Annotated in this window: 11 protein-coding genes; 2 read left to right on the forward strand and 9 right to left on the reverse strand. The window is 74.5% G+C overall.

The genetic code is table 11. The features are described 5' to 3' along the window. On the reverse strand, positions 1–300 hold a 300-nt coding region (locus ACSMTC_RS00005), incomplete at its 3' end, for a hypothetical protein (RefSeq protein WP_436557516.1). Continuing rightward, the gene (locus ACSMTC_RS00010; protein WP_436557517.1) at positions 297–1,286 is read right to left on the reverse strand and encodes a ParA family protein; all 990 of its coding nucleotides are present in this window, start codon (positions 1,284–1,286) and stop codon (positions 297–299) included. The genes ACSMTC_RS00010 and ACSMTC_RS00005, both read right to left, overlap by 4 nt. Before the next feature lie 341 nt (positions 1,287–1,627). Here ACSMTC_RS00010 and ACSMTC_RS00015 point away from each other — a divergent pair, with 341 nt between their 5' ends. Further along, positions 1,628–3,181 carry a hypothetical protein gene (locus ACSMTC_RS00015; RefSeq protein ID WP_436557518.1) on the forward strand — a complete coding sequence of 518 codons (1,554 nt, stop codon included), beginning with the start codon at positions 1,628–1,630 and terminating at the stop codon, positions 3,179–3,181. A 555-nt stretch (positions 3,182–3,736) separates the two neighbouring features. Here the strand turns inward: ACSMTC_RS00015 and ACSMTC_RS00020 are convergent. Both ACSMTC_RS00020 and ACSMTC_RS00025 read right to left on the reverse strand, forming a co-directional pair. Then, on the reverse strand, positions 3,737–4,660 hold the full coding sequence (locus tag ACSMTC_RS00020; RefSeq protein WP_436557519.1) for a hypothetical protein: 924 nt from the start codon (positions 4,658–4,660) through the stop codon (positions 3,737–3,739). A gap of 27 nt (positions 4,661–4,687) precedes the next feature. Then, on the reverse strand, positions 4,688–5,137 hold the full coding sequence (locus ACSMTC_RS00025; RefSeq protein ID WP_436557520.1) for a protein kilB: 450 nt from the start codon (positions 5,135–5,137) through the stop codon (positions 4,688–4,690). Positions 5,138–5,233: 96 nt separating this feature from the next. Between ACSMTC_RS00025 and ACSMTC_RS00030 the strand changes: the two genes are divergently transcribed. Next, positions 5,234–5,848, forward strand: coding sequence for a hypothetical protein (locus ACSMTC_RS00030; RefSeq protein WP_436557521.1), 615 nt, complete (start codon positions 5,234–5,236; stop codon positions 5,846–5,848). An 83-nt stretch (positions 5,849–5,931) separates the two neighbouring features. Here ACSMTC_RS00030 and ACSMTC_RS00035 read toward each other — a convergent pair whose 3' ends face one another. The 5 genes from ACSMTC_RS00035 to ACSMTC_RS00055 all read right to left on the reverse strand — a co-directional run bounded on the left by ACSMTC_RS00035 (position 5,932) and on the right by ACSMTC_RS00055 (position 12,378). After that, the gene (locus ACSMTC_RS00035; RefSeq protein WP_436557522.1) at positions 5,932–6,213 is read right to left on the reverse strand and encodes a hypothetical protein; all 282 of its coding nucleotides are present in this window, start codon (positions 6,211–6,213) and stop codon (positions 5,932–5,934) included. Positions 6,214–6,263: 50 nt separating this feature from the next. After that, positions 6,264–10,514, reverse strand: coding sequence for a MobF family relaxase (gene mobF, locus ACSMTC_RS00040; protein ID WP_436557523.1), 4,251 nt, complete (start codon positions 10,512–10,514; stop codon positions 6,264–6,266). Between the two features lie 531 nt (positions 10,515–11,045). Continuing rightward, positions 11,046–11,354: a helix-turn-helix domain-containing protein gene (locus ACSMTC_RS00045; protein WP_436557524.1), complete on the reverse strand. Its 309-nt coding sequence runs from the start codon at positions 11,352–11,354 to the stop codon at positions 11,046–11,048. Beyond that, positions 11,351–11,725 (reverse strand): type II toxin-antitoxin system RelE/ParE family toxin, encoded by a 375-nt coding sequence (locus tag ACSMTC_RS00050; protein ID WP_436557525.1) that lies wholly within the window; start codon positions 11,723–11,725, stop codon positions 11,351–11,353. Before ACSMTC_RS00050 ends, ACSMTC_RS00045 begins: the two co-directional genes overlap by 4 nt. Further along, entirely contained in the window at positions 11,725–12,378 is a 654-nt protein-coding gene (locus tag ACSMTC_RS00055) for a hypothetical protein (RefSeq protein WP_436557526.1), read from the reverse strand. The genes ACSMTC_RS00050 and ACSMTC_RS00055 overlap by 1 nt, the downstream gene beginning before the upstream one ends. Positions 12,379–12,385 lie beyond the last annotated feature (7 nt).

Below are 12,385 nucleotides of genomic sequence, written 5' to 3' on the forward strand. Positions count from 1 at the left end.
GGCGTGCGGGCGCGGCGGGTACGGCCGGTTCCCGTTGTGCTCGTACTCGGCTGCCGCGATGGCCGCCTCGACGGCCTCCTCGACGAACGCCGACAGCGAGACCGGCGGGTCCTCGACGTTGGGGTCGCGCTGCAGGCCGACCACCGTGTTGCGCAGCCGGTCCAGCAGTTCCACCGGCAGGTAGGCCGGCACCTTCTCCTTCTTGCCCGACATCGGCCGGTCGCCGATCAGCCGGCCGAGGATGTCGCTGCCGCCGGCCTGGCCCGCGGCACCGCCCTTGTCTCCGAACGGCTTGCTCACGCGGTGGCTCCCTTCGCCGGCAGCAGGAGCCGGGCCAACTGGTCGTAGTCATAGACGGTGGTCGCGTCCGGCGCGAACACCCGCACCGGCAGGTGCTTCTCCGGGGCCTCGGCCGCCCGTACCGAGCGCCGGGCCGGGGCGATGATCGCCTCCGGGTAGTCGCGGCGCAGCTGGGCGGCGACCTTGGCGGCGTAGCGGCTCTTGTCCCAGGCGGTCATCACCGCGGCCGCCACCTGCAGCTGCGGGTTGGCGTCCTCCTGGACGGCGCGGATGGTGTGGTGCAGCTCGACCAGCGCCTTCTTGTCCAGGGCGCCGACCTTGAGCGGCACGATGACCTTGTTGGCCGCGATCAGGCCGTTGATGCTGAGCTTTCCCAGGGCGGGCGGCGCGTCGATGATCGTGATGTCGATCGGCGCCTTGCTCTTGCGGATCGCCGCGCGCAGCGAGCCGTCGCGGCCGGCCTTCGGGTCGTACTCGACGGTGGAGAGGTTGTCGCCGCTCGGGACCAGGTACAGGCCCTCGATGGTGGTCGAGTAGGTCGCCTCGTCCAACGGCTGGCGGCCGAACAGCACATCGGTGAGGGTGTAGCGCTCCTCGGGGCGGATGCCGTCGAAGTTCGGCAGCAGCCAGGCGGACAGTGCGGCCAGCTGCGGGTCGGCGTCGATCAGCCGGACCGTGTAGCCCATCGCCACCAGCGCGCACGCCAGCTCCAGCGCGCTGGTCGTCTTGCCGGCGCCGCCCTTCTGGTTGACGCAGACGAAGACGAGGTGGTCACCGCCGGGCAGCACCGCCGGGGCGACCAGGCCCGGCGGGACGAAGATGCGGGCGCGGAGGTCGCGGCCGTAGTCGAGGCCGTCGAGCGCGGCCTCCAACTCGGCTTCCAGCTCCTCGGTCAGCAGGGGGCACAGCTCGTCGATCCGCCAGTCACGCACCACATCCAGCACGTCCGTCGACTCTGGTAGCGGTTTCAGCGCAATCGTGGACACAAGTGGACTCCTCTGCCATCCGCTGCCATTCGCGGTACTACCGACGACGGTATCGGCCCCGTTGGGCCTGTTAGACCCAACAGGGTGCGGATCCGTCCGGCGCGCCGATTAGGCCTGTTAGGTCTAATCGGTCCTGCTGCTGCGGCGCGAGCCGCTACCGTGATCTGACCGGCTGGACGCGCACCGCCGGACGCCCGCACCGCGCCCACGCCGCGGTGGCCACCGGGCCAAGGTCTCCCGGGGCCCGCGAAGCTGACTGAGCAGCACTTCCTCCTGCATTCCGGCCCTTTCGACATCCGGCCGGCGGGGGCGTGGGGACCGCCGTGCACCTGGGAGTCGTCATGCCGAAGAAGCAGTCCACCGCGAGCCGGAAGGCTCGCGCCGCCGCCCGCCAGGGCGAGAAGTTCACCAGGGCGCTGACCGCCGCGCTGACCGCCGCCGGGCCCGACACTGTCCGGTACGGCTGGGACGAGCTGGTGCTCGCCTCGCTCGCCGACGTCGTCACCCGGCACGGCGTCGCGCCCGTCCGGGTCGAGTGGCTGGAGGAGCCGCCGGCATTCCAGCGCGAGAGCGAGCGCGAGCGCTGGGGAGTGGCCGAGCCTGCCTCCGACGGCTGGCTGATCCGCGAGATGGCCCACCAGACCGCTGCCGCCCGGGCCGTGGAGAAGGGCACCCGGGTGCCGGTGCCGCACCGCACCGCCGACGGGCGGGTGGAGGTCGCGGCACTGTGGCCGCTCGTGCACTGGCCGACCACCAGCGCCGGCTGGCAGTGGGCCCACAACGGCTGGGGCGTCGAGCGCCCCGGCGACATCATCGCCGGGTTCGACCCGCTGTATCCCAGCGCCGACCTGCCGTTCGAGGTCCGGGTGTTCCACGTCCCCGACGGCGTGGTCGGTGAGGACCACGGCGGCAGCGCCCCGGCCTGGCACACGCGGGCCTGGTGCGCCGACGTTGAGCGCGCCGCCGAGCTGGCCCGGGCCTACGTCACCCACCACCTGCAGGCGCCCAAGCGCCTCGCCCACAGCGGGGACGTCCGCGCGCAGGTCTGGCAGCACGACAAGATCCTGAACACCATGCCCGCCCTGCTCCACACCTTCGACGCCAACCCGGCCCGCCCGGCCGTGCCCCACCTGCCGTTCAACACAGCGGTGCCCGGCCGGCCCGACTCGATCGATCCCACTCCCGAGCCCGCCTGGCGGATCGGGGAGCAGCACCCGCCGCTGTACGAGCTGCGGGTGTGGGACGAGAGCAAGGGCGGCTGGACCTCGTTCGGCTGGTTCACCGGCGGCCGCAACGGCGTCGGCTGCGCGGCCGTGCTGCTGCAGGTCGGCACCGGCGGCCCGTACCGGTGGGCGGAGACGTGGGGCCCGCGGCACCCGGACGCCGGCGCCCACGACTGGATCCAGGAGGGGCGGGAGCTGACGGACCACCACCCGGACATGCCGACTGCGGAGTTCTCCGCCCGGCTCGACGCGGCCCGCCAGGCCGAGACCGGCCTGCTGGCCGCAGCCCTGTCCGAGCGCAGTGGCGGAGCACTCACCGTGGACCAGGCCGCCGACCGCCTGCAGGCCGGCGGGCGGGAGTACCGCGACTTCCTGCGGATCGGCCAGGTGGTCGTGCTCGACGTCCTCCACCGCCGGCGCCGCGCGCTGCCCGAGGGCCCCGAGCGGACCGCGGTACGCGAAACGCTCGACGGCGTGGAACTCCGGCACTCGGTCCCGGCCTGGCTTGCCGAACTCGCCCGGCGGCACCTCGACGCCGACGACGCCGACACCGCCTCGCGCTGGTCGGCGGCGGCGCGCGCGTCCCGCCGCCGGGCCCTGCAGGAGTACCTGGCCCCCGGCAGCGACGCCTCCGGCCTGCCCGGCCTGGAGGACGGCCCCACCGGTAGCTGACACTCGGCGGCCCTGTTGGACCCGTTGGGTCTAACAGGGCCGCCGAAAGCGTCTCCTCCGCCCGCTTCGGCGGGCCGGAGGGGTCGGCGGGACGGCACCCGCGCGCGGGTGATCTTGGTTGCCTACGGAGTTGCCCACGGAGTCGCCTGGCGAGTTGCCTGGCGAGTTGCCTGCGGAGTTACCCACGGAGTTGCCCACGAAGGCCTCGGTGAGTGGGACGGACAAGGGCGCTGACCTGCGGGGGTAGGGGGCGCAGTGTGCCGCTGGCGGCGCCGACTTCTTCCCCACGGCACCCTTCGGCGGCGCCCCGGGGCTTTGGAAGGCCGGCGGTCGTACCCTCCCGGCCGGTTGTCCCGTTGACCCCGGGTATGACGAGCTTGGTGTTCAGTAGCGCGGTGGTCACGGTGTCGGGGCCGGCGGTTCGGCGCGGTTCGGCGAAGCTGCAGTTCTCGGACGGGGGTGCGAGGTGAGCTGGCCGCTGGCGGACCGGAGCAGGCCGGGCCGGGCACGGCCTGCCGTGCTGGCCGGGTGCCCGGCCAGCACGGGGACGGCCCGTCAGTCCCGGGTCCGCAGCCGCTTTTCCTGCTCGCTCATCCGCTGCAGCTGCAGGAAGGTCTCGGCGGCGGCGGAGAGGGCGGCCGCGCCCTGCTTGGCGGCGGCGGGCAGGCTCATCGCCTGCGCGCCGCCCCGGTAGACCAGGACCAGGGCGCGGTCATCGGCGGGCAGCTGCGCGGGCAGCGAGTCCAGGCCGTAGCCGGGCATCCAGGTCTGCGGGTCGCGACCGGGCACCAGCGCCCGCAGGTCGCCGGCCGCGCACACCTGCGGGCCGTCGCGCTCGACGCGGCGCATCAAGTCGACCCACGGGTCGCCGGTGTCGGAGGGCAGGGTGCCGCGCCGGGCGCCCGCGATGGCCGCGAGGCGTCGCAGCAGGGCGGCGGCGGTCAGCGCCTGTTCGCGGTCGGCGGTGCCGGCCGCGAGGGCCAGCAGCAGCGGCTGCACCTGGGTGAGCGCCTCCTCGGCGGTCAGCGACAGCGGTGGGGCGGGCACGGGGGCGCCGGTGGCCCACTGCTCGCCCTCGCTGGGGTTGCGGGCGAGCAGAGCGCCGGCCCGGGTGGAGGCGGTGGAGCGGGCCACGCCCATTGCGTCGGCGAGATCGGCGTACGTACCGAGGTGCCGGTCCTGGTGAGTGCGGGTCAGGGCGTCGCGCAGGCCCTCCAGGCGGGGCAGCAGCCGGGTCTCCACCACAGCGAGCAGGTGGCGCAGGGCGATCCCGTCGTCCTCGGCGCCGTGGATCTGGCCGTCGCGCTCCAGGCGGCGCAGCGTCACCAGGCCGTGCAGCACGGCGTGGGTGAACTCCCCGGCGTCGGCCAGGGAGCGGCCGGGGAGCAGCTGGCGGTCGTCGTGGCTGATCGCAGTGAGGACCTCGGAGCCGTAGCGTCCGGCGCGGTCGGGGTCGTCGTGTCGGGTGGTCTGCAACATCGCGCTCTCCTCGGTGGTGGCGGCGGGTCAGGCGGCGGCGAGCAGGCGCCCGGCGGCAGTGACCAGCTCCTGGTCGGCCGTCACCGAGGCGCTCCGGGCCGCTTCCAGGGCGTCGGGGGTGGTGGCACCGCGCAGCGCGTAGGAGGCGCGGATGGCGGCCTCGGCCTGGTCGCGCAGGGCGGGCAGCAAGATCGCCACGCGCACCGAGGGCTCGGTGACGGCGGCACGGGTCGCCCGGGTGGCCGTCGTGTCCTCCTCGGCGGCTTCGCCGGCCAGGCGATGGTCCTCCCGGCGCCACATCGCGGCGCGGTGGGCGCTGACGGCGGCGACCAGGGCGACGACGGCGTCCAGCGCCTCCTTGCGGGTCTCGGCGGCCTGGCCGTCTTGCCGGTCGGCGCGCTGGGCGCGCTGTTGCAGCAGGGCGGTGAGCATGGCGCCGGCCAGGGTGCCGAGGATCGCCACGACGGTGGTCAGCATGAGGAAGCCCCCTCCTGTGTACGGTAGTCCGTACAGACGACTGTACGGAGTCTCGTACAGCCTGACAAGGCGTCAGACGCGGTACCGTCCCGGGCCATGGATGCAGCAACCATCTGGACGGCCGTCGGCGCGATCGCTGCGGCGGCATCCGCCGGCCTGGCGTGGTGGGCGACGCGCAAGGCGGCGGCCGCGGCCTCCGACTCGGCGGCCACGGCCCGGGAAGTGGCCGCCATCGAGCGGGACCGCTGGCACCGCGAGCTGACGCCGGAGCTGGAGTTCACCCTGACCCAACGCGGGAGGGACCACTGGCGGCTGACCGTGGAGCTGGTCGGCCCGGCTGGACTGGACCGCCTCGACTCGCTCACCCTGACCGTGCGGGACGAGGCTGGCGTCGACCACAGTCCGCGCCCCGGCGGCCCCGACCCGCAGGAGCTGGCCGCTGTCATTTGGGGTCCACTGCGAATCCAGCCGGGGGTCGACGGCGTTCGTGAGCCGGGCCGCGAGCGCGTGCTGCTCGATGTCGAGCGTGGTGAACCGATCCCCTGCGCGCTGGAGGCCACGCTGGTGCCCGGCTGGTTCCAGAACCCCGAGGACTGGCGGGAGAGGAACGCCACCCTGCCGCTGCGCCTGCGCGCAGTGTGCGAGCGCGAGGGGCACCACCCGTGGATCGTTCTCGACCAGTGCGCCGTCCCCCGAACCGCCGACCAGTGACCCTCGTGGCGCCCTGTTGGTCCTAACAGGCCCAGTAGGGCTAATCCCGCCTGAGCTGTGCTGAGGGGTTCCTGGTGAAGCCGTCAGGGGGCCGAGCGGAGTACGGCGTCGCAGTCCGAGCAGATCCAGCCGCGCCAGCGCGGCGGCCAGCGCTGACCGGGCCGACCGGCACTCCAGCGCTCGGTGATCATCGCGCTGGTGTCGGCGCCGCAGAGGGTGTCCGAGCCTGGGTCGCCGGGGACGTCCGGGTCGGCGACGGCGGCGTGGACCCGGCGCACCGCGAGCTGGTCGGGCGACTCGCCGGTCGCCTGCAGGACCCGCGCGTCGGCGGGCTCGACCAGCTCCAGCAGGATGATCAGCGCCATAGATCCACCGTGCGCCCGGGGATCGGGGGGCGCACCCGGACCCGGGCCGGTCACCTGCTGATGCCGCGGCTGGGGGAGGGCGGCTCCGGCGGCCGGTAGTGGTACTGCTCGTGCTGCTGGCGCAGCTGCTCCTGGCGCGCCGCCCGGGTCTGCGCGGTGCGCTGGCGGGCGGCGGCACGCTCGCGCTGCTCGGTGCTGGCGCGCTCGGGGGACAGGCCGGCGCGCAGCTGCTGCTCGGCGCGGACCTGGTCGGCCGTGGCCTGGTGCTGGGCGGCCGTGCCGAGGCTCTGGCTGGCCTGCTTGCGCAGCAGCTCCAGGTCCTGGCGGTCCGCCAGCTGCAGGGCGGCGGTGATCCGCCTGCTGAACTCGGCCGGGCTCTCGCCGTCGTGGATGCCGCTGCGGGCGTGCTGGCGCTGGGCGTCGCGGGCCTCGTCGGCGGCCCGACCTCGCAGCTCGTTCTCCTGGGAGCGCAGGTCGGCAATCTGCTGGACGCGCTGGTCCAGGAGGTCGCGCATGTGGCCGGCGGCCTCGCGCATGCCGCCGGAGCGGAAGGTGACCTTGCTGGTCCACTTCCCGGCGCGTTCGTTGACCTTGCTGTGCACGTGGAGGATCTTGTGGTTCTCCTCGTACATCTCGGCGATGCGGGCCTTGAGCTGGTCGGCGAGCTGCCGGTGGTGCTCGGCCTGGGCGGCCTGGTGCTGGGCGGCGGCCAGCGCGCCGAGCATGTCGGCGGCGCGCTGGGCGGCCGGGGCCTGGTCGGTGCCGAGGACGGCGGCCAGGGCGTCGGCGCGCTGCTGCAGGCCGGCCGCGAAGCGAACGGCGTGGCTCCCGTCGTGCTCGGAGACCTGCAGCTGCGTGGCGAGCTGGCCGGCGGTGTACGGGCCGTAGGGGCGCTGGCGCCAGTGCGGGGCGGCGGCGTCACGGGCGGCCCGCTCGGCGGCCTCGCGCTGCTCGATCTCGGCCCGGGCCCGGGCCAGCTCCTGGCGCAGGGCGGCCTCTTCCTCCTGCTGCGGGGTCGGGCGCGGGTGCCCGGCCGCCTGGTCGTCGCGGTGCTGCTCCAGCAGCGCGTCGATCCGCTCGACCTGCACCGGCCACGGGTTGTCCTGGGGCCGGGCTTGCCGCTGGATTGCGGGCGGCTCGGGCTCGGCTAGGGCCACCGCGCGCCGCTCGGCGTCCTCCTGCAGGCCTGCGGGCGCGGCACGGCCGCCCGGCACCGGGGCGGGGGGTGCGAGGCGGTGCCCGGGCTCGTGAGGGCCTTCGGGGCCGTGCTGGTCGGGGGTGCGCTGGCCGGGCAGCTCGTCGGTGACCATCACGTCGTCGCCGTCGCGCTCCAGCTGGCGGCCGTAGGCGGCCACCGCCCGGTCCAGCCGCTCGGTCTGCGAGCGCGGGTCGCCGAGGGTCAGGCGGGTGGTGTCGTCCTCAAGTTCGGCCAGCGGCAGCCACAGGTGGGTCTCCTGCCGGGCGCGGCTGAGCGCGGGGTAGAGGCTGTGGGCGTCGGCGCCGTGCCCGGAGGCGATCGTCACCTCGCTCGTCAGGCCCTGGGCCGAGCCGATCGTCATGGCGTAGCCGTGGGTGAGCCGGCCCTCGGCGACGTCGGCCGGGCTCATCCACGCGGACTGGACGACGTGGCCGCCGGCGCCGTCGGGGCGGCGCCACTCGACCAGCACGCCGCGCCGGGCGTCGGTCTCCAGGGCCACACCGCGGTAGCCGTTCAGCACGTCCGGTTCGTCGCCGCGCCGGGAGCGGTAGTCGTTGCGTCGTACGTGCACCAGGTCGCCGGTCGCGAACTCCAGCGTGCCGTCGGCGGTGCGGAAGGCGTGGCCGCCGGGCAGTTCGCCGGCGGCTTCGCGCAGCGCGCGGGCCCCGGCGTTCAGCTCGGCGACGTCGGCGCGGCGGGCGGCGAGCAGCAGCAGCTGCTCGACCTGGCCGTGCGGGTCGCCCGCCCAGTCGGCGCGGGCGCTGTTCCAGGCGGCGAGCATCGCCTGGTGGGCCTGCTCGGCGGTGTCGCAGGCGTGGACCCGGCCGCGCTCGGCGAGCATGGCCAGGGCGGTGGTGCGCCCGCCCTCGCGCCAGGTCTGCAGCGCCGCCCGCTCTACCGCGTCGACCTGGCGCCGGTTCTCGTCGAGGACCAGGCCGTCGACCAGCTGGTGGATCCGGGCGAAGCCGCCGCCGATGCCGACCGCGCGCAGCTGCAGCGGGTCGCCGACCGCGACCACCTTCGTGCCGGTCTCGGCGGCGTGGCGCAGCAGCGCGGCCAGCGCCCGGTCGTCGACCATGGCGGCCTCGTCGATGACCAGCACGCCGACGCCGTCCAGGCCGCGGCCGCCGTTGAGTTCGCGGGTCCAGGCGGCGACGGTGCGCGAGTCGATGCCGGCCTCGGCGGCCAGGTTGGCGGCGGCCACCGCGGCGGTGGACGCGCCGACCACGCGCAGCCCGGCCGCCTCCCACCCGGTGCGGGCGGCGGCCATGAGCGTGGTCTTGCCCGCCCCGGCGACGCCGATCACCGCGTCGGCGGCGTGGCCGGCGGTCAGCAAACGCTCGATCACCGCGCGCTGCTGGTCGCTGAACCGGAACTCGCGCTCGGTGGTGCTCTTGGCGACCTCGACGGTGGCGATCGTCAGCTCGGCGGCCTCGCGGGTGAGCTGCGCCAGGCCGGCGCCCAGGCCGGTGGTGGCGCTCGTGATGATGGTCGACTCCGCCTCGATGACGGAGGCGTGGGTGTAGCGCTGCCGGTGGACCTGGTGGGCGCGGTTGGAGTCGCGCAGCTGGACGGCGTGGCCCTCCACGGCGAGCACCTGGCCGGTCAGCTCCGTCAGCTGCTCGACGCTGTCCAGGTAGGGCAGCTGCTGCACCACGGCGGACAACACGTGGGTGTGGCCGACCACCTTCCGCGCGGCGACCAGGCCGTGCTCGGCGTCCCAGATCTGCTCGGCGATCTGCCGGGGCCCGGGCAGCAGCGGGCCCGGTCCGCGACCGCCGGCGGTGGGCGCCGCCGGTCCGTCGGGGCCGGGCAGCGCGGCGGTCACCATCGCGTCCACCGCGCCGCCCGCGCGCTGCAGGACGGCCTGGCGCTCGGCCTCGCCCAGGTGCTCGACGCCACCGGCGAACGTGGCGGCGGCGCGGTCGCGCCAGCTGGTGCGCTCGGCCGCCTGGTCGCTCTCGTGCTTGGCCTCGGCGGTCTTGCGGGCGGCGGCCTTCTGCTGGTCGCGGGTGGCGCCTTCACCGGCCTCGGCGAGGACCTGGTGGTGGCGGCGGGAGAACGCCTCGCGCAGCTGCTCGTCGATGCCGGCCAGCTCCCACGCGCCGGTCGTCTCCGAGCGCTCGAACCGCGCGCCGTGCCGCTCGGTCAGCTTCTGCCGCAGCCGGGCCTCGGCGATCTCGTTGGTCAGGTGCGCGTGCCGCAGCAGGTCCTCGGCGCCGGCCGCGATGGTGCGCCACTTCCCGTCCGCGCCCTTGGCCATGTGCGCGATGTTCACGTGGACGTGCAGGTGCGGGTCGCCCACCGCGCCGTCCACCGGCCGGGCCGAGCGGTGCAGCGTCGTCCACCCGAGGAAGCCGCTCGTGGCGATCCGCTCGGCCTGCTCGCCGTCGCCGTGGTGGCCGGCCATCCCGTAGGCGGTCCACTGCTCCAGCGCGGCGACCGCCTCGGTCACCGACTCCATCCACTCCTCTTCGATCGCGGCCGCCAGCTCGTCACCGGCCAGCGCCCACGCCGTCGAGATGCTCTTTGGCAGATCGAGCACGATGTCGACTCCGCGCAGGCCGACATCGACCCGGTGGTGCATCCACTTCCGCGCCTCGGCGACCGCCTGGTCGCCGTACAACTCGTCCACCGACAGGCCGGCCGCGGCGGCCAGGCGCTCGACGTCCGCCAGCGGCAGCAGGTGCCGCTCGCCGTCGCGGCGGATGCCGCGCTCGGCCCGCGCGAGGCGCTTGGCCAGCGGGTCCTCACCGAGGTACTCGGCCGCGGTGATCCCGTCCGCCTCGGCGAGCGCGGTGACGGCGTCGACCAGGACGTGGGCGGCGAGCTTGCCGCGCGGATCCAGCACCTGCTTGCGCGCCACCAGCTGTTCGCCGGTGCGCCAGTCCCGGCCGTCCATCAGTGCCCGTGCCGCGTCCGCGTCGACCGCCTCTCCGGCGGCCAGGTCCAGCTCCGCCAGGCCGCTGCCGATCCACCGCAGATCGCGCGGCGCGGCCAGCCGGTACTCCACCTGTGCGTCGTGCTCGACGTCGCACCCGCAGTCGCGCGCGAGCCGGTAGTCGACCTGCTCCGGAGCGCGGATCGGCGTCGCCCACCCCATATTGCCGATCCACCCCCTGATGTCCCCTTATGTCCGCCGCGCGGACCATGATCGTGTATCGAAGATACCTGGAGTGCTGTAGGTGGTCTTGTGGTTTGTGGCGTGTCGTGGTGTGGGTGGTGTTTTTGGGTGTGATTGTCGGTTGTGTCGGTTTGTTTGATGGTGGGTCGGTTGCTGGGTTTGGGTTGAGTGCTGGTGGTGTTCGGTCGGTTTGGTGGTGCTGGTTGGGGTGGTTGCGGGGGGGTGGACAAGGGGGGCGGCGGATGCCGGACAAGGGGTGGGAAGGTGCGGCGGGTGGTGCCGGATTCGGGCGGAGGCGGCACGGGTGCGGGGCGCTTTCCGGCGCGTACGGAGCCGGCTGAAAGCGCGTCGGATTCGCGCCGGAGAGTGCCCCGCCGGGCCTGGGTCCAGGGCGCGGCAAGCGGCCCTGGCACCACAGGCGGATGCCTCGTCCGTGACGCTCGCCGGCTCGTTCGCGGGCATGAAAAAAGCCCCCCGGCGCGATGCCGGGGGGCTTCTTGGTCTGCTGTCTCAGGCGGCGCGGGCCTCGAACCTTATGGCCAGTTCCGCGCCGGGCTCGATCCGCACGGCGGCGTTCATCGCGCGGGCCAGGCGCTCGATCAGCTCCAGCGTCGGCTCCACTCCGCCGGTCTCGATCGCCTCGATGTCGTCCTCGTCCAGGCCGGCGTGCTCGGCGAGGGTGGTCTCGCTCAGGCCGAGCTGGCTGCGGCAGTCGTAGACGGCCTGCCCGAAGGCGATCCGTCGGCCGGCCGCGATGTACTCCGGGGACTCCCGGTGCTCGTCCGGGATGACCCACCTGGTGTGGTAGCCGGTGGTCACCGTGCTGCCTTCCTGTCGTAGGTGTCGTGGTCGCCCGCTGGCGCGTGGCCGGCCTCGCAGGCCTTCTGGGCCAGCTGGGCGCGCTCGACTTCTCCAGTCTCGCGCATGCGCGTCTTGCGGAACACGGTCAGCAGCACGATCCGGCGTCCGGGTGCGAGCCAGTAGGTGATCCGCATCGCGGTGCCGCGCAGGTTCACCCGCAGCTCGCGCACCTGGCCGCCGAGGTGGCGCGACAGCGGCTCCCCCAGGGTGGTCGGCTGCTCGGCGAGGATGTCGGCGGCGCGCTCGACGGCCGCGTAGTCCGTCTGCGCCAGCGTCTCCAGCCAGGCCCGCACCTCGGGCTCGACCTCGACGGTGTACCGCTCGCCCATCAGAACGTGAACCGGGTCAGCGCCTGGTCGCCGGGGTCGGCGATGGCGAGGGTGAACCGGTCCGCCAGGCGCCGGTAGGCCTCCTCCTGGGCTTCGGTGAGCACGATCCGCTCGCCGGGCGCGGCCGCGGCCAGCGCCTGCAGCAGCGTGCGGGTGTCGTCGTCAGTGGCGTCCAGCTGCAGCGCCGAAACGGCCCGGGCCACGTCCGCGACGACCTGCTGGACCACGGGGCGCCGGCCGGGCTCGGCGCGCTCTTCGGCCGCCTCCTCCAGGAGCACGAACAGGTCCTCGCCCGCCCGGTGCGCCGCGGTGCGCAGGTGGTCGAACAGGCTGGCCAGCTGCTCGACGTCGGCCGGGTCGATCTCGACGGCGTACAGCGGGGTGTGCTCCCAGCGGCCGTCCGGCGCGAACAGCTGGTGCCCGCCGAGGCTGACGTCCTTTTTCCACAGCGGTTCCGGCAGCGCCCGCACGATCCGGCCCCAGGCTGCGTAGACGGCCTCGCCGTCCAGGCCCTCGGGCAGGCGCGGGGCGTCCTCGTCGCCGGCCGCCGCGCGGTTGCTCGCCTCTGCGAGCGCGACCAGCAGCGGGTCCTCGATGACGAACAGGGCGTGCAGCCACTCCTCGTTCTCCGGCAGCAGCATCACGGGTGCCATCGGTTCT

Origin of the sequence: Kitasatospora sp. HPM-01-4, from assembly GCF_051374625.1 — a bacterium.
Taxonomy (GTDB): Bacteria; Actinomycetota; Actinomycetes; order Streptomycetales; family Streptomycetaceae; genus Kitasatospora.